Raw genomic sequence first — 18574 nt, 5'->3', positions numbered from 1 at the left:
CTGCTGGAGTGGTATTAAGGGAGCATTTTCCGTCTTGTGCGTACCAGCGTCAACATGCCAAAACCAAAAAGCGCCAGTAAGGCGGGCTCAGGTACTGCTAAAGCGGCGAGTGCGGCAGAGGCAATAAGTTGGTGACCAACGGCAGTAGGGTGAACTGAGTCCCAAAGTAAATACTCATCAGGATTCGTACACACGGTCATATTTGCCGAGTCAACGCAGGGAGCTGATACGTTCGTTAGATCATAATCACCGGGGTTCATTGATATATCTAAAAATGTGCTGAACACATCAAGTTGGGTGATGCTTAACCCGCTACTGATGCCATCTAAGCCGTTTGCTAACGCGGCATTAAATTCAAATGCCCAAGGTGCTGCAATGGGTAAATTCGGCACTAGAAAGTTCATCGCCCCCGCCATTGCTAAAGTGGTCACACTGTCAACAATGTTTTGCGCTGCATCGCCCGGGGTATAGGTGCCGACGGGATCATTTTGCAAAAAATCATTGCCACCTGCCCAGATCACGTAGAGTGCATCGGTATCTGCCATGTCACTAGCGGCCCGGAGATAATTGTTTATTTGACCATCTAGTACTTGGTCACTGCGCTGGCCGCCTATGGCCCAATTTGTGCCGCCTGTATAAGCAGTACTTGCGGATACACCTAAGTCACTAGCCAAATGCTCAACCCATACTGGGCCATTAGAAAATCGGCAATCAAAATAGGGGGCGGTAGGACACGCTGCAGGGAGGAGTGTTTTTAATGCGCCAGTATCCGATAGCGAATCACCGAACACATACATATCACTGATAGGCGTGGCGGATGCTGTTGAACTGACAAACATCAGTAGTGATGCTCCAGATACACACAGTGTTCTTCTAGTTTTTTTAAGTAAATAATTGAATCCACAGGACAGTGGCAGAGTCAGTTTGTTCATTGTTTCACCTCAGGGCGCTTCTATACTGCACAACGCCAATTATAATTTATTGTTGTTAGTATCCCGAGCGGGATAAGCATCAGCATAGAACATCCCAAAAGTGCATAGACGTTTTCATGCCGAAAAACGATTATGCATATTTCGAGCCCCTTATTAAAATCAAAGGGTTAGCTATTTTTTGTTTGAAAAGTAGCCACAAGTGCAAAAAATACTGACACTGATAAAAATGGTCTGGTCCGCATTGGCTTAGTAGCTCCTTTTAGTCATCCGATTTCATTATTAACAACGGGGGTATAGGGGGGAGATTTACGTCTGAATCAACTTCCATGCTTAGTAAAATGGCTTGAGCCAATGCATCATGGGAATTAGGTGAATCTTTTAACTCACGGGTTTTTTCAATATCAATATCCGAAGATGCACCCGCCCACACTATTATCGGCACATGCGTTTGCGCTTTGGGTGCGAACATATAGGGTAAACCGTGCAAATAGACCTTGTTTTCACCTAAAGATTCACCATGATCGCTGACGTAAATCATGGCTGTTTCGTAACGGGGAGTGTTGCGTTTTAACAACCCAATGACTTTTGCTAAAAAGTAATCTGTGTAGAGGATGGTATTGTCATAAGCATTGATAATTTCTTCGTCGCTGCACATTGATAGTTCACTGGTTTGACATGCTGGCGTGAATTTTTCAAATGCTGACGGGTAGCGCTTACTATATGCAGGGCCGTGGCTGCCCATTTGATGTAGTACAATGAGTATGTCTTGCTCTTGTCCGTTAATAAATTCTTGTAGCCCATCAAGCATACCTTCATCACGACACTCTCTATATTTTTGCTCTTTGGGTTGCCGCTTTTCATCACAAACTGGGTTCGTTTCGCTAGTTTTGTAACTTATATAGGGAATGCGCTCTGCGACCCCTTTTGAATCAGAATTATTGTCCCGCCATTGCACGCTAATATTGGCTTTAGCCACAATATCTAGCACATTTTCTGTGGTTTTGCTGTTGTCTGCATCAAAGTCATCACGACCCAGAATGGAAAACATACAAGGTACTGAAACTGCGGTGGATGTGCCGCAACTACTGATTTGGCTGAAAGAGACTAAATCAGTTTCTTTGGCTAACAAAGGGGTGGTTTCACGCTCGTAGCCATTGACTGAGAAGTGATCAGCGCGAGCTGTTTCACCGACAACCACAATCACGAGCTCTCGATGCAAATCTGTGTCTGGAATGGCAGCTCGGGACGTTTGGAATACGAATTGCCTGGAAGCAGCAGAGCGAACCTTTTGCGTCAGAAATGCGACCAATGAATACATAGGTTGTATTGGATTCGTGTAATAACGCACGGATTTGTGTTCACGAAAAAAGCTCGCGTACTGACCACTAAAAGCAAATAAACTGCCGCCGATAACGCTTATGCCAATCACTAAGGTAAACCCCGTCATCAAAAAGCGGCGTTTAATGTCTTTTAATCTGGGTTGTTTATTCAGTGGCAACAGATTAAAAAAAACTATCGGGATCGCTCCAAATAACAAGACGTGACTAAGCAAACCAAAGTTGAGTATATCGGCCGCTTCGCCGGTGTCAGTGGCAAACATATTACGCATCATGTTGATATCAAAGATAACGCCAAAACCATCGGTAAAATAGCTGCATATTGCCCCCGTAATAAGGACGATGGATAACGCTAATTTTACCGGCATAAACCAATTTAATACGATTGTCACAATAGATGTCAATGCCCATAAAATAGCGCCAACTGAGCAGATGAATAATGCATTATTTTGCCAAGAGTAAATTGTCTCAAGATGGCCGAAAAAGGTGTGATTGCCCGTTAGCGTGACAAATAGCGCTGCGAGCAGCATGACAAGTTGAGGGGGAATTTTAAAAGCCCGTAACCATTCGCTTCGTGTTGGTGTTTGGGCGGCCGCTTTATTCATCTCAGATTAATACCTAGGTTCACGATGGCAGAGAATCTTATGGATGGTGGCTTAACACAATATTAAGGCGTGATTTAAAAGAGCTGATTTAAAATGAAGCAATGTGCCCCAACATCCTAATAATCTGTATCAGTCGAATGTGAAATATATTGTTGAGTCACTCTTATTTTGCGTTGGCAACATTATTAGGACACCTGTGAAAGCTGTAAAAACTCTTACCCTAATGCGCTGGTTATTTGGCCAACTCGCACCCTATAAAACAAAGGTAATGTGTGCCATAAGCGCGCTTATTGTTGGTTCAGGCTCTTGGTTGTTACTGGGCCAAGGTGTAAAGGTCGTGGTCGATGAAGGCTTTGTCGCAAATAACGCTACCATGTTAAATCAAATGATGCTGGTGGTGGTGGCTATTGCGCTACTGGGCAGTATTGCAGCGTACTTTCGATTTTACCTAATGATTTGGCTAGGAGAGCGCGTCAGCGCAGATATTCGCCAATCTGTGTACTCTCACCTGCTAACGTTACCCCCCGCATTTTTTGAAAGAACACGTACCGGCGAGGTCATTTCACGCTTTACCAGTGACACTACCGTGCTGCAGTCGGTGGTGGGTATGGGGCTGTCAATGGCACTGCGCGCAGGCATTACTTTTATTGGTGCATTATTGCTGATGTTAATCACCAGCCCCATGTTGACCCTGTACGTATTGATTGCTGTGCCGATTGTATTATTGCCAATTCGTTTCTTTGGCGCCAAAGTGCGTTTGCATGCCAGAAACAGTCAAGACCGAGTGGCAGATTTAGGTGCTTACGTGGATGAGTCACTGCATGAAATTCACACCGTTCAAGCGTATTCTCATGAGGATCTTGACAGAAGTAAGTTTGCCGGTCGGGTAGAAGATGTGATGACAGCGGCCAATAGCCGCATTCGCTTTCGTGCTTTGATGATGGCCACGATTATGGGTATCAGCATGACCGCCATTACCTTAGTCGCTTGGTTAGGGGCGCAGCAGGTGTTAACTGCCAGTATTAGCGCCGGTGAGCTTACCGCGTTTATGTTCTATGCCGTTATGGCAGGCGGCGCGGTCGCCACGCTAAGCGAGGTCATAGGGGAAGTTCAAAAAGCTGCCGGAGCCAGCGAGCGTTTAATGGAGTTATTGCATACCGAGAGTGAAGTGCTTGAACCTGAAACGCCCCAATTGTTAGCAAAAAAGGTGCAAGGCAACTTAACCTTAACGGATGTGAATTTTAGCTATCCCAGTGCTGTTGACAGCCCTGCATTACAGCATATCTCTCTTGACATAAAAGCTGGCGAGCGTATTGCTTTAGTCGGCCCAAGCGGCGCTGGCAAATCGAGTTTATTCCAACTCTTGCTGCGGTTTTACGATATTCAATCGGGGGAAATTAGTTTAGAAGGGGTGAATATAGCTGAGCTCGAGCTAGAGTCTTTACGCCAACAATATGCCCTCGTACCTCAAGAGTCAGTGATTTTTGCTAGCAGTGTTGCCGAAAACATTCGCTACGGACGACCGGATGCCAGTGATGAAGACGTGCAAGCCGCTGCTAAAGCCGCCAGAGCCGATGAGTTTATTGAGCAGTTGCCGGAAGGCTATCAAACTTATTTGGGCGAGCGAGGCGTACGTTTATCTGGTGGGCAAAAACAGCGAATCTCTATCGCTAGAGCAATCCTCGCTGATCGACCTATTTTGTTGCTGGACGAAGCAACCAGTTCACTGGATGCAGCCAATGAGCAGTTTATCAAGCTGGCTCTGGACGAACTAATGCGCGAAAAGACCACTTTAATTATTGCCCACCGGTTAGCCACAGTAATCAATGCGGATCGCATAGTCGTGATGGATAAAGGCCAGATAGTGGCAATAGGTAATCACCAAGAATTAATCGCCAGTAATGCGCTTTATCGGGAATTCGCCGAGTTGCAGTTGGTCAGTTAATTTATGAAAAGAATAAGATAAATAACATGATGAAAATTGCACAAGTGGGTGAAGTTATCTTGCGCACGCCAGCCAAATCAGTCTCCCAGACAGATATTGAAACCGGTGCGTTTCAGGAGTTTGTTGATGCCTTACTCGCGACCATGCAAGAGGCCAATGGGGTCGGTATTGCAGCACCGCAAGTATTTGATGAGCGTGCAGTCATGATCATTGCATCACGGCCCAGCCCTAGATACCCAAATGCACCTGACATGGAACCTTTGGTGTTAATTAACCCCAAAGTGATACAAAGTAGCGAGGAAACAGTAAAGGACTGGGAAGGCTGTTTGTCTGTGCCTGGTTTACGTGGTTTTATTCGCCGGGCGACTTGGGTTGAGATAGAGTATCTGCAACGCGATGGAACACCGACCACTCAGCGCTTAGATGGGTTTGTGGCACGCATTTTCCTACACGAATTTGATCATCTGATTGGTAAAACGTGGCTTGACCATGTTGAACTTAACACCGATATTATGGCTGAATCCGTATGGCGCAGAAAAATAGCAGGCATTGATGACCGACAAGGCGAAATCAAAAACGACGATAATCGTTAAGCGGTGTTGCGTTTAGAACTGCTAAGAGCTGCCCATTCTGGCATGAGCTTATCTCAACAATTGAATAGGCGTATTTAATTATTTGTGCGAAGGGCAAAGGCTAATCTAAGCGATACTCAGTCAAAGCTATGATTTATTACCATAGGTGTAACATAAGGTGACTTATGTGATTACCCATTTTTTATTAGTAAGGATATCCGTTGCAAACTGCGTTAAAGAAATTATCTGCCATAGTATGTTGCTCATTGCTAAGCGGCATCAGTGTGGCTGCTCAACAAGATGCCACTGACATGAATGTGTCAGGTGATCAGGATGTTGCAAGTGAGGCCCAAGAGGTGGCGAGCCCACAAGCCTTATTTGCACAATGTGTTGTTGACTTGCAGGGGCAAGCTAAAACAGCCGGTGTCTCTAAGCGTGTTACCGATGAAGTGCTTGGCGGGGCCAGATACAAAGAAAAAATTATCTCGCTGGATCGGAATCAACCTGAGTTTGTTCAAACCTTTACTGATTACTTTGAAAAACGGGTGAATACCTGGCGCATTGAAAAAGGCCAGCAAATGATGGCCAAGCACCGTGCTTTTCTGGGGGAGTTAAATAAAGAATACGGTGTGCCAGCTCAGTACCTTTTAGCTTTTTGGGGCTTAGAAACGAATTTTGGCTCTTACAAGGGAAAAAGCCCGGTTATTGATTCGCTAGTCACTTTGGCGTGTGACAATCGCCGTAGCCGTTATTTTTCCAGTGAATTAATGCAAGCTCTGTTGCTCATTGATCGTGAAAAACTAGACGACAAAAAAATGGTTGGGTCTTGGGCCGGTGCCATGGGGCACACACAGTTTATGCCCTCTGCCTATATGAAATACGCAGTTGACGGAGATAAAGACGGCCAAATCAATCTTTGGGACAGCGAGCAAGATGCGCTGGCTTCGGCGGCTAACTTTTTGAAAAATTTAGGTTGGCAATCAGGTTACAAATGGGGCAGAGAGGTGAGCCTGCCTGACTCATTCGATTATACCTTAGCGGGCAAGAATGATCCCAAAGCGCTTTCTGTATGGAACGGCGCTGGCGTCACCCGTACTGACGGCCATGCCATCGGTAACGCTGATATCAAAGGTGCGCTTCTGGTGCCTGCGGGTCATGCAGGGCCGGCATTTTTAGCCTATAAAAACTTTAATGTAATATTGCGCTGGAATAACTCAGAGTATTACGGCATCGCTGTGGGGCACTTAGCGGATCGTATTGCTGGTTTGAGTACCTTGTCTAAAACGCTGCCTGAGCTGCCGGATTACACGGTAGATGAAATGCGTCAGCTACAGGATAAGCTCAATGGTTTGGGCTTTGATGTGGGCAAGGCCGACGGTATTTTGGGACCGGGTACACGAAGCGGTATTCGCCAATTTCAATTATCAAAAGACATGATTGCAGATGGTTACCCAGCACGTGACGTGTTCGATGCCTTAATGGAGCAGCCTCTGCCAAGCAACTCATAAGCACTATGTAATATATTGCTTTGTTACAGCGTTAAACTGCCCATTAATCTTATGGGCAGTGTCTGCTATTCCCCACGGTAATTATTTGCCTTTTTTGCGGTCTTTACTGGGCTAAAAAGTACTTTAGGTATATACTCCCGCGGTCAAATTTTAAGCGCTTTTCGCATTTCCATCTTGAGCGCTTTTTTAATACTTTTTATTTTTTGTGGAGTTGTATGTCCAACCTGAGTCAACCTGTCGCTAAATCGCCTGTTAAACGCCAGCCTGCTGAGCGTATGAAAGCCGAGCGCGGTCTTTTTTCTTATCCCAAATATTGGGCTGAGTGTTTTGGCCCTGCGCCATTTTTACCCATGTCACGCAAAGAAATGGAAATCTTAGGTTGGGATAGCTGCGATATCATTATTGTTACGGGGGATGCCTACGTGGATCACCCCAGCTTTGGCATGGCGGTGATTGGCCGCGTGCTTGAGTCACAAGGTTTCCGAGTAGGGATTATTTCTCAGCCGGATTGGACGAACAAAAACGACTTTATGCAGTTAGGTGAGCCGAACTTATTCTTCGGCGTGACCGCAGGTAACATGGACTCCATGATCAATCGTTATACAGCAGAGCGAAAACTGCGTCACGATGATGCCTACACTGCTAATAATGAAGGGGGCAAGCGCCCAGATCGTGCAGTCACGGTATACACTCAGCGATGCAAAGAGGCCTATAAAAAACCAGTAGTGATTGGTGGTATAGAAGCCAGTTTGCGTCGTATAGCTCACTATGATTACTGGTCAGATAAAGTGCGCCGCTCTGTGTTGTTTGATTCAAAAGCTGACATGTTGATGTTCGGTAATGCTGAACGTCCATTAATTGAAATGGCCCATCGTTTTGCTGCGGGTGAAAGCATTGAGCAAATGCAAGATATTCGCGGCACAGCCGTTATCCGTAAAGAGCCGTTGCCTGGTTGGCAAGGTGTAGACTCAACACATTTAGACACCATAGGTAAAATTGACCCTGTTATTAGCCCCTACGAAATCATCGAAGATAAATGCGCGGTTTCTTCTGAGGCAGATAAACAAGCGGCCATTGGAGAGCAAAAGGCCCAGCCGATTGTGGTACAGCCTTTTACCTCAAAAACCAAACGTCGCAAGCCGTGGGATAAAACCTATGTGATGCTGCCAGCTTACGATGTGGTGCGTGCTGAGAAAACGCATTACGCGCATACCTCGCGTATATTGCACAAAGAAACCAACCCAGGGTGTGCTCGTGCGCTTGCACAGCGCCATGGCGATAGAATCATTTGGATTAATCCACCTGCTTACCCGCTTGAAACTGAAGAAATGGATGCCGTGTTTGATTTACCTTATGCACGTGTTCCGCATCCTAGCTACGGTAAAGCAAAAATACCTGCTTACGACATGATTAAAACCTCGGTGAATATCATGCGTGGTTGTTTTGGCGGCTGCACTTTCTGTTCTATTACAGAGCACGAAGGGCGCGTTATTCAAAGCCGCTCTGAAGAATCGATCATTCGTGAAATTGAACAGATCCGCGACAAGGTTCCGGGTTTTACTGGGGTCATCTCTGATCTAGGTGGCCCAACCGCCAATATGTATAAATTGCGTTGCAAGAGTCCGAAAGCGGAACAAGCGTGTCGTCGTTTATCGTGCGTATGGCCAGAAATTTGCGGTCATTTAGATACTGACCAAACGCCTACCGTCGAGTTATATCGCAAAGCGCGTAATGTGGAAGGCGTGAAGAAAGTCCTTATTGCATCGGGTGTGAGGTACGATTTGGCGATTGAAGATCCCAATTATGTACGCGAGTTGGTCACCCATCACGTGGGCGGCTATTTGAAGATTGCGCCTGAGCATACAGAGAAAGCCCCGCTGGATAAAATGATGAAACCGGGGATGGGCACCTACGATAGATTTAAAGAATTGTTCGACAAGTACACCATGGAAGCGGGCAAAGAGCAGTATTTGATCCCGTATTTTATCTCTGCTCATCCAGGGACTGAAGACGAAGACATGCTGAACTTGGCGCTGTGGCTAAAAGAGCGCAACTTCAAACTCGACCAAGTACAGAACTTCTATCCGTCACCTATGGCGAACGCGACAACTATGTATCACACGGGGAAAAACCCGATACATAAAGTGAATCACAAAAGTGAAGCTGTGACCGTGGCCAAGGGTGAAATTCGCCGCCGGTTGCACCGTGCTTTTCTGCGTTATCACGATCCTGCTAACTGGCCAATGTTGCGTAAAGCGTTAACCGACATGGGGAAAGGCTATCTTATTGGCAATGGCGCTAAATGCTTGATACCTGCTGAGAGCCGTAATGAGTTAAAAGGGCGTGAGCAAAAAGAGTATGCAAAGCGCTCTGCAAATAAAGCGTATGCGAAAGGCAAAGGAAATGGCCAAGCTCAGCAAACAGCGAAGGGTAAAAAAGCCCAACAGGGCTTAACTCGCTTCAGTGACAATCAGCCACACAATAAGGCAGGTGGTACTGGAAACTCGGCCGGTACAAACACTGATAACCGACGTAAAAACAGTAGTAATAAAAAAAGAAAGCCACATTAATGTGGCTTTTTGCTATTTGAATTCAATGTACTGAAACTCAGCTTTATTGTGCTTGAGGGTTAGTCTCTCAGGGCTTTGATGATTTGCTCACTAAATGCGGGCAAGTCATCTGGGTTACGACTCGTGATGATTTGGCCATCGATCAGCACCTGTGCATCTTGCCAATTTGCCCCTGCGTTACGTAAATCAGTTTGAATGCTCGGATAAGAGGTTAAGTTACGCCCTTTTACGATACCTGCTTCAATAAGTAGCCAAGGGCCATGGCATACCGCTGCGACAGGACGTTGTTTTTCATCGGCAAAGAAATCTTTAATGAACGCGATGGCAGCATTGCTGGTACGTAAGGTGTCAGGGTTGAATAATCCGCCAGGTAGTACCAGAGCGTCATAGTTTTCGCTTTTCGCTTCTTGAAGTGTCAAATCGACCTTAATCGACTCCCCCCAATTATCTTCATCCCAACCTTTAATTGACCCTTTCTCAAGAGAAATGATATCCACTTTTACGCTGGCTTCTTTTAACGCATTCAATGGGTGAAATAACTCGCTTTGCTCAAAACCATCAGTGGCCAAAATGGCAACACGTTTATGTGCTAGTGACGTAGTCATAATTTTTCCTTCATCTTTTAAGCTCAATATTGTGAATGAAGAAATGCTAATGCCGTGCCACAGATCCTGAGAGCTCCAATGTCTCGCAAAGCCTCGCCAGTTGTGACGGTTTCGATTTAACGATAAAAGGGGAGGGTTTTTATCATACTTTAAGCCTGACAAAATTTTAGAGACAAGAGAAATTTTTACAGAGGCCGGTGTCGGCTCGCACCGACCCAACTACTCACGTCATCTGATGGGGTTAAGGTCACCGTAAAAAGCTAAAAGCTAAAAGCAAAAACCTAAATCCAATTTCTGTATCCTCTGCAGGCTGAGATGGGATGATTAACAGAGAGTATCCAGATCAACAGGTTACCTTTCTTAAAGCGGCTTTTTACCGACGGCGTTAGCCGTAAGACTACTGATATATAAAGCGTCAGCCGTTTCTAGCACGCCTGTAGTAAAGGGATACGCACCACTAGGGTCTTGTAAGTTCATCAGTACCTCACCATTTTCGGCAATTTTAATGACATGGCCATAATTTTTGCCTGCTGGTTGCAAAAAGCTGGGCAGACGCTGAATCATTTTCCTTAGAAAGGGTGATTCAGATAAGTCATCTATGCTTTTGGCGCGAGGGGAGGCAAACCCGAGCCAATATCCACCGCTAGGAGAGCGGGCGATGTTATCAGGGAATCCCGGTAGGTTATCAATAAGGGTCTCAACTTTGCCGGCCTTTGGGCCTTTCAGCCAATAGCGTAATACACGGTAACTGCCGGTTTCATTGATTAGCACCGAGCGTTGATCGTGACTCACCGCGACGCCATTGGCAAAGGTTAAGCCTTCCAGTAATACCCTAGTTTCGGCAGTGGCTGGATTGTATTGCAAGAGGCGTCCATTGCCTTTGTGTTCCATTATTTCCAGCAGACTTGCGGGTAATGTGCCGCCGAATTGCAAGGCAGAAAACTTGTTTGTGGCATCGCTGAAATAGACCATACCATTTTGTGCGATGTCTACATCGTCCGCGTATACAATATCCGTATCGTCTACCTGATTTGTGACAAGGCTGATATCACCATTGGGGGTTATGGATATTAATCCTTTCATCGCGTCGGCAACCAATAGATTCCCTTGTAGGTCATACTCGATTCCCAGTGGGCGACCGCCTGTATTAACCCAAGTTTTAAATTCGTTGGTATTGGGTGCCAGTAGCATAATGTCACCCGAATGGGTAGCTGTGGCGATAACACCGTCATCTCGAAGGGCAAAATCTTCTGGCCCATGATGGTCACCTAACGACAATAGATCTAAGTCGGCTAATGCATTGTTTGATGCCCATGGGCCAACATACCCTGTGGCTGTGGGCGCTTGCCAAGCGACTGGATCAATAGCGACAGGCCATAGCAGCAAATACGCGCCAAGGGTAAAAATAGCGAGTAGGGTAAATTTAACCAATTTCATAATATCTCCCTGATATGTAAAGGATAAACATTTCAACAAGATATAGCATGATGATATTGTTAGGTTAAATTGTGATTCGTTATTTGGGTGTATTTATCAACCTAATTATGAAGCGAGCTTGTCATTGAAGTGCAATTGCTGCTCCGTAAGTTATAGGGAAGTACAAAGTGTATTCTGTGACAGTAGACTTGCCCCTAGATAAAAACAGAAATAATGAAAAAGGGTATTTTAACGTCATAAAAAACGATTATCGCGTCACTTAACATCCTATTAACCCCTATTTTTGTAGGGAATAGCCAGTATAAGGCTATAAACATACAGGTTATTTTTATTTTGGCTGTATAAGCCTTATACTTGCTCGGTTTTATAGACATACTCAAGAACGTCCGGTGTTCTTTGAGTCAACCAAGAGGTCCTAATTGTGTTAGAAGCATATCGTAAACATGTTGAAGAACGTTCTGCCGAAGGTATCCCACCTAAACCATTAAATGCCGAGCAAGTTGCTGGTTTGGTTGAGTTATTAAAAGCGCCGCCTGCAGGCGAAGGTGACTTTTTACTTGAGTTGTTATCAGAGCGTGTTCCACCGGGCGTAGATGAAGCGGCTTATGTTAAAGCTGGTTTCTTAAATGCTATCGTTATCGGTGAAGCATCATCTCCTTTGATCAGCAAAGACGCTGCGATCCAATTGTTGGGTAACATGCACGGTGGTTACAACATCGTGACACTAGTTGATGCACTTGATAACAATGATTTGGCTGAGCTTGCTGCTGAAGAATTGAAGCACACTTTGCTGATGTTTGACGCTTTCCATGACGTGGAAGAAAAAGCCCGCGCAGGAAACGGGTTCGCCAAAGACGTATTACAATCTTGGGCTGACGCCGAGTGGTTCACTTCACGCCCTGAAATGCCTGAGAAAATCACTTACTCAGTATTCAAAGTGACCGGTGAAACAAACACCGATGACTTATCACCTGCACCTGATGCATGGTCACGTCCTGATATTCCATTGCACGCACGTGCAGCGTATAAGATGACCCGTGACGGCTTAACGCCTGAAGTACATGGAGAAATTGGACCACTTAAACAAATCGACGAAATTAAAGCAAAAGGTCACCCTGTTGCGTTCGTGGGTGACGTTGTAGGTACCGGTTCATCACGTAAGTCAGCGACTAACTCAGTCCTTTGGTTCTTCGGTGAAGACTTACCTGGCGTACCAAACAAACGTGGCGGCGGTGTATGTATCGGCGGTAAAGTTGCGCCAATTTTCTACAACACTATGGAAGATGCTGGTGCGTTAGTATTTGAAGCTGACGTAGACAATATGAACATGGGCGACGTGATTGACATCTTCCCACTTGAAGGTCGTATTACTAACGCTGAAACAGGCGCTGAACTGGCTAAATATGAGTATAAGTCTGACGTATTGCTAGACGAAGTACGCGCTGGTGGCCGTATTAACTTAATCATTGGTCGTGGTTTGACCGAAAAAGCGCGCGAGTCTTTAGGCCTTGGTGCTTCTGACTTGTTCCGTAAGCCAGACCAACCCGCTGATACTGGCAAAGGGTATACCTTAGCTCAGAAGATGGTGGGTAAAGCATGTGGTGTTGAGGGTATTCGCCCAGGCACTTACTGCGAGCCTAAAATGACTACTGTGGGTTCACAAGATACCACTGGGCCAATGACCCGTGATGAGCTTAAAGATCTAGCCTGTTTAGGTTTCTCTGCAGATTTAACCATGCAGTCGTTCTGTCACACAGCGGCGTACCCTAAACCAGTTGATATTGATACTCAGCATACATTGCCTGATTTCATTATGAACCGTGGCGGTGTCTCACTTCGCCCAGGTGACGGTATTATCCACTCTTGGTTAAACCGTATGTTATTGCCTGATACCGTGGGTACTGGTGGTGATTCTCATACGCGTTTCCCAATGGGTATTTCATTCCCTGCAGGCTCTGGTTTGGTTGCATTCGCAGCTGCAACAGGCGTAATGCCGCTTGATATGCCTGAGTCGGTATTGGTGCGCTTTAAAGGTAAAATGAAGCCAGGCATCACGTTGCGTGATTTGGTGCATGCCATTCCATTGTACGGTATCAAGCAAGGTCTTTTGACTGTAGCTAAGAAAGGTAAAGTCAATGCTTTCTCTGGTCGTATTCTTGAAATAGAAGGTTTGAACGATTTGACCGTTGAGCAAGCGTTTGAATTGTCAGATGCCTCTGCAGAGCGTTCAGCAGCAGGTTGTACTATTAAGTTGTCTGAAGCGTCTATCGCAGAGTACCTAACGTCTAACATCACTATGTTACGTTGGATGATCAACGAAGGTTACGGCGACCCTCGTACGCTTGAGCGTCGTGCTCGTAAAATGGAAGAGTGGTTGGCTAACCCAGAGCTAATGCAAGCGGATAAAGACGCTGAGTACGTTGAAACCATTGAGATTGACCTTGATGATATCAACGAACCTATTCTTTGTTGCCCGAACGATCCAGATGATGCGAAAACTTTGTCTGACGTTGCTGGCGAGAAAATTGATGAAGTGTTCATCGGTTCTTGTATGACGAATATTGGTCACTTCCGTGCTGCAGGTAAACTACTTGAGCAATACAACAAGACCTTGCCAACGCGTTTGTGGATCTCTCCACCGACTAAGATGGACAAAGCCGTATTGATGGAAGAAGGCTACTACAACATCTACGGTCGTGTGGGTGTGCGTACTGAAATGCCTGGTTGTTCATTGTGTATGGGTAACCAAGCACGCGTATTAGCTAACTCAACAGTATTGTCTACTTCTACTCGTAACTTCCCTAACCGTTTAGGCGATGGTGCTGATGTTTACTTGTGTTCTGCTGAACTTGCGGCTGTTGGTGCGATTGTTGGTCGTATCCCTACTACAGCTGAGTACATGGAATATGCGAACAAGATCGAGTCTATGTCTGGTGATGTTTTCCGTTACTTGAACTTCGACCGTATCGATGAGTTCAAGCAAGCAGAAGCTGCTGCGAAAGAGAAGATTATTCCTGCTCTTAACATTGCTTAATCACTGATTTATATAACTAAATCAGAATAAAATACTGTAAGCCGAACAGGTGAATGCCTAGTTCGGCTTTTTTTATTGCTAAACCCGTATTTGCTACAATCTGTGTCCTCGAGCTATTCCTTTCTGTTTTCCGGTAAAGTAGACTTTAGTCTGATAAATAAACTAACCCATTGTTTTTAAGTTTGTTTTAACCGAATTAATAATAAAACTCCGTTATTGCTCACACGCTACGTGCCAGCTGGCTTCGAGGGTTTTATCTAAATTATTGGAATACACATGTTGATTAAACCCCTTCGCTTGTTCACGTCTGTTTTGCTTGCAGGCTTTTTTAGTTTAAGTGTGATGCTAGGGGCAAGTGCCCAAGAAAACGAGTCATATCAGACGTTACCTTTGGTTAGCATTACTATTGGTCAGCAGCCTCTTGAGGTGGAATATGCTTATACCTTTGAGCAAAGAGCAAAAGGCTTAATGTTTCGTAAAACGCTGTGTAGCCAATGTGGAATGTTGTTCAAGTTCTCAGGCGCCAAAAAAGCCAGTATGTGGATGCAGAACACATTTTTAGCGCTTGATGTTGCCTTTATCACCAGTGACGGTGTGATCACCGATATTAAACCGATGCAACCCCACGACTTAACCTCAGTTGGGGCATCTCAAGCGGTACTTTACGCACTTGAGATGAATCAAGGCTGGTTTGCTAAAAACGGTGTAAAAGTAGGCGACACATTAGTGATAAAAGACTAACCAATTGAATTGGGTGATAAAGGCGGCATTTTAGCCGCTCTTATCAAGTTCACTTTGGTGTGCTTCAATGCCGATGGGCACTGGTATTACAGTCAAAATTTGCTCGTCTAATACGCTAAAACAACAGCGGAGTGATACGCGCATGAGTTGCTTGCTCAAACCCATAAGCCGCCTCAATCAGCAAACCTTCACTCTTTGCTCCACCAATAAAGCTCATATTAACAGGCATGCCGTACACTTCTCCCATTGGAACAGTAATGTGCGGGTAGCCGGCGACTGCCGCCGCGCCGCTGGCTGAGCCAAGAAAGTGATCACCATCGATATGGTCTATTTTCCACGCAGGTGCCGTTGTGGGGGCAATCAGTAGATCTACATTGTATTTTGCGAGTGTGGCATCTATGCCGTCTTTGCCTGCTTTTTGTTTAGCGCTGTGTAACGCATCGAGGTAGCGTTTATCCGTTAACTCAGGCGCTTCTTGGGCGCTAATGAATATCTCCTGTCCAAAGATAGGCATAGTGCGCTCTTTTGCTTCCTCATTTTTATCTATCGCCTCTTGTAAGCTTTTTATTGGTGCATTGCTCTTTGTTAAATAGTGATTTAAATCCGCTTTAAACTCAGCCAGCAACACGCTGTACTCGTCTTCATTCCAGCTGCCTTTATCGTCGATATCGGCATTGTCTATGATGATAGCGCCCGCTTTTTCTAATATAGATAACTGAGCTTCAAAGACGTCGTCAAGTTGTGGATGATAGCCCATCATGTTGCGCACCACGCCTATCCGCTTGCCTTTAAGTCCGTCGGCTTTTAAATACTCAACTAAGCGTATAGGGGCAATGCTGCTCGCATCGTTGTTGTCCTCACCCATCATGGCTTCAAGCATAACGACCGCATCAGCAACCGAGCGCGCCATTGGGCCTGCTGTGTCTTGTGAGTGGGCGATGGGAATGATGCCGCTGCGGCTAATAAGGCCTAGTGTGGGTTTGATGCCCACAATACCGTTAACAGCAGCGGGGCAGGTAACGGAGCCATCTGTTTCTGTACCTACCGCTAATAACGTAAAATCTGCGGCGACAGCCACACCTGATCCTGAACTAGAGCCACACGGAGAGCGCGTTACATCATGAGGATTGAGGGTTTGCCCGTGCAAACTACTCCAGCCGCTTGATGACATAGTGGAGCGAAAGTTTGCCCATTCAGACAAATTGGTTTTACCCAGAATAATCGCGTCCTGTGCTTTTAACTTTTCAACCAAGTAGGCGTCTTTACTAGGAACGTGTTCTCGCATCAGCCAAGACCCTGCAGTGTTTGGCATACCTGTGGCGTCAATATTGTCCTTGAGTAGCACCATGGCGCCGAATAGTGTGCCCATTGGCGCGTCACTCTTAAGTTTCATATCTAACGCTGCCACCTGTTCAGCAAGCTGCTGATTAAGCGTGACGATGGCATTGAGCGTAGGGCCGTTATCGTCGAATTTCTCGATTCGCTGTAAATAGTAATCACTCAATTGGGTGACGGTGATGGTGTTATTACGCAATAATGTTTGTGTTTCATGAAGGGTGAGTTCGTGTAACGGCCTAGCGATGGTTTCACTGGCTCGTGCAGCAAAACTATTGGTTGCGAGCAAAGCAATGATGACCCCGCTCGTTAATGAACTGCTGATGGTTTTGCATCGGAGCATGTCTATGTTTCCTTAACTGACTGTATTTTCACCATTAATTTGACTGGATTTGGCGATTTTTATTATTAAATGATAAAGGGCGAGACGTCCTTTGAAATACTCAAATAGTACGCCCGGTATCACTATCGCATAGGCTATTCCAAAAAGTGTACAGAAAGAGGCAAAATGTGCTTTATCTGCGCTAAAAAGCTGGTAATTTATGGCATCTTTTTTGTACATATTCTAATTAGGAAAAACATTGAGTGACTCTTCGATAAACGTAGCTAAATTTGGCGGAACCAGTGTCGCAACCTACGCCACCATGCTTAATTGCGCCAAGGTGGTAAAAGGCAACCCTGCTACTAAAGTGGTGGTGGTAAGTGCATCAGCTGGGGTAACTAACATTCTGGTAGAGCTGGCACACAAGGCCCTGACCAAAGATGAAATTTCGGCTTACATTGAGCAAATACAAGCCATTGAATTCGCTATATTAAATGACTTAGGCGCGCCGACTTTGGTGGCCGATAAGTTGTTGGAGTTACTCGAGTCATTGAAACAATTGGCGTTTCATGAAGAAATACTCCACCGTCCTGATTTAAAAGACAGTTTGCTGTCGCACGGTGAACGCATGGCATCGCTGCTGTTTTCCGAGGTATTGACGCAGCAAGGTCTGCCAGCGGATAACTTTGATGTGCGTAATGTCCTTCTGACCGACAGCGAGTTTGGTCAGGCGGCTCCGCAACTGGATGGCATAAAGCAGCGCGCGGCAAAGCTAATGGCACCTGAAATAGCTAAAACCGTTCTGGTTACCCAAGGGTTTATTGGCTCTGACGAAGCAGGCAATACCACTACCCTTGGACGTGGAGGCTCTGATTTTACTGCCGCTTTATTAGCTGAAGCCTTAGGCGCACAAAGCTGTGAAATCTGGACGGATGTGATTGGTGTTTATACCACGGACCCGCGCATTACTGATGCAGCAAGACCTTTGCCTGAGCTAAGCTTTGAAGAAGCCGCAGAAATGGCTACATTTGGTGCTAAGGTGTTACACCCAGCGACCATGGAGCCGGCGCTTCGTCAAAATATAAAGGTATTTGTTGGCTCAAGTAAGGAGCCTGAAAAAGGCGGTACTTGGATTGTTCGTGATTGTGAACATGAACCTTCTTACCGCGCCATTACTCGCCGTAAAGACCAAGTTATGGTGACAGTGAAAACGCCTAAGATGATGTACGCTCAGGGGTTCTTGCAGAATGTATTTACCATTATCGCCAAGCACAACTTAAGTGTTGATTTGGTGACGACATCTGAAATCTGTGTCTCGTTCACTCTGGATAACCCGCCTAATTCAGTATTGCAGCGTTTGAACCGTGAGACGATCGAAGAGCTTAGCCAAATTTGTGAAGTTGAGCTTGAAGAGCATTTTGATTTGGTGACTGTGGTAGGCAATAACATGCACAGTGCAGCTGGTGTATCGAGCCGTATTTTCGCTGCAGTGTCTGACTTTAACCTGAGAATGATTTGTTTCGGTGCCAACGTGCATAATATGTCTATGTTAGTGAGCGAAAAGGACAGTTCAAATGTGGTGAAAGCCCTGCATAAGAGCTTGTTTGAAGCTGAATAATTAACGCATTTTA

The 18574-nt window shown here is 45.6% G+C and carries 12 protein-coding genes; 7 read left to right on the top strand and 5 right to left on the bottom strand.

Features of this window, described 5'->3' with window-relative positions; translation table 11 throughout:
* Nucleotides 1-14 precede the first annotated feature (14 nt).
* Both AC0L6N_RS15345 and AC0L6N_RS15340 read right to left on the bottom strand, forming a co-directional pair.
* Complete coding sequence (locus AC0L6N_RS15345) at nucleotides 15-932, bottom strand: SGNH/GDSL hydrolase family protein (protein WP_473475697.1); 918 nt, start codon at nucleotides 930-932, stop codon at nucleotides 15-17.
* Between the two features lie 259 nt (nucleotides 933-1191).
* The gene (locus AC0L6N_RS15340; protein ID WP_473475695.1) at nucleotides 1192-2874 is read right to left on the bottom strand and encodes a phosphoethanolamine transferase; all 1683 of its coding nucleotides are present in this window, start codon (nucleotides 2872-2874) and stop codon (nucleotides 1192-1194) included.
* 196 nt (nucleotides 2875-3070) lie between these two features.
* Between AC0L6N_RS15340 and AC0L6N_RS15335 the strand changes: the two genes are divergently transcribed.
* The 4 genes from AC0L6N_RS15335 (at nucleotide 3071) to AC0L6N_RS15320 (ending at nucleotide 9469) form a co-directional block, all read left to right on the top strand.
* Nucleotides 3071-4819 (top strand): ABC transporter transmembrane domain-containing protein, encoded by a 1749-nt coding sequence (locus AC0L6N_RS15335; protein WP_473475692.1) that lies wholly within the window; start codon nucleotides 3071-3073, stop codon nucleotides 4817-4819.
* A gap of 29 nt (nucleotides 4820-4848) precedes the next feature.
* Nucleotides 4849-5412: a peptide deformylase gene (gene def, locus AC0L6N_RS15330; RefSeq protein ID WP_473481349.1), complete on the top strand. Its 564-nt coding sequence runs from the start codon at nucleotides 4849-4851 to the stop codon at nucleotides 5410-5412.
* Nucleotides 5413-5612: 200 nt separating this feature from the next.
* A complete protein-coding gene (locus AC0L6N_RS15325) occupies nucleotides 5613-6899 on the top strand; it encodes a lytic murein transglycosylase (RefSeq protein ID WP_473475689.1) in 1287 nt (428 codons plus the stop codon).
* 215 nt (nucleotides 6900-7114) lie between these two features.
* The gene (locus AC0L6N_RS15320; protein ID WP_473475686.1) at nucleotides 7115-9469 is read left to right on the top strand and encodes a YgiQ family radical SAM protein; all 2355 of its coding nucleotides are present in this window, start codon (nucleotides 7115-7117) and stop codon (nucleotides 9467-9469) included.
* A 59-nt stretch (nucleotides 9470-9528) separates the two neighbouring features.
* Here the strand turns inward: AC0L6N_RS15320 and AC0L6N_RS15315 are convergent, their stop codons facing one another.
* Both AC0L6N_RS15315 and AC0L6N_RS15310 read right to left on the bottom strand, forming a co-directional pair.
* Nucleotides 9529-10074, bottom strand: a complete 546-nt coding sequence (locus AC0L6N_RS15315; protein ID WP_473475683.1) for a type 1 glutamine amidotransferase domain-containing protein — start codon at nucleotides 10072-10074, stop codon at nucleotides 9529-9531.
* 360 nt (nucleotides 10075-10434) lie between these two features.
* The gene (locus tag AC0L6N_RS15310) at nucleotides 10435-11511 is read right to left on the bottom strand and encodes an SMP-30/gluconolactonase/LRE family protein (protein WP_473475681.1); all 1077 of its coding nucleotides are present in this window, start codon (nucleotides 11509-11511) and stop codon (nucleotides 10435-10437) included.
* A 421-nt stretch (nucleotides 11512-11932) separates the two neighbouring features.
* Between AC0L6N_RS15310 and acnB the strand changes: the two genes are divergently transcribed.
* Nucleotides 11933-14545, top strand: coding sequence for a bifunctional aconitate hydratase 2/2-methylisocitrate dehydratase (gene acnB / locus AC0L6N_RS15305; protein ID WP_473475678.1), 2613 nt, complete (start codon nucleotides 11933-11935; stop codon nucleotides 14543-14545).
* A gap of 276 nt (nucleotides 14546-14821) precedes the next feature.
* Nucleotides 14822-15286: a DUF192 domain-containing protein gene (locus AC0L6N_RS15300; RefSeq protein WP_473475676.1), complete on the top strand. Its 465-nt coding sequence runs from the start codon at nucleotides 14822-14824 to the stop codon at nucleotides 15284-15286.
* Nucleotides 15287-15401: 115 nt separating this feature from the next.
* On the opposite strand, the gene AC0L6N_RS15295 is transcribed toward AC0L6N_RS15300, so the two are convergent.
* Nucleotides 15402-16964, bottom strand: coding sequence for an amidase (locus AC0L6N_RS15295; protein ID WP_473475674.1), 1563 nt, complete (start codon nucleotides 16962-16964; stop codon nucleotides 15402-15404).
* Nucleotides 16965-17202: 238 nt separating this feature from the next.
* Between AC0L6N_RS15295 and lysC the strand changes: the two genes are divergently transcribed.
* Complete coding sequence (lysC, locus tag AC0L6N_RS15290) at nucleotides 17203-18561, top strand: lysine-sensitive aspartokinase 3 (protein ID WP_011576160.1); 1359 nt, start codon at nucleotides 17203-17205, stop codon at nucleotides 18559-18561.
* Nucleotides 18562-18574: the final 13 nt, after the last annotated feature.

Source organism: Paraglaciecola sp. G1-13 (genome assembly GCF_055809255.1).
This window is presented reverse-complemented; position numbering and strand designations above follow the sequence as displayed.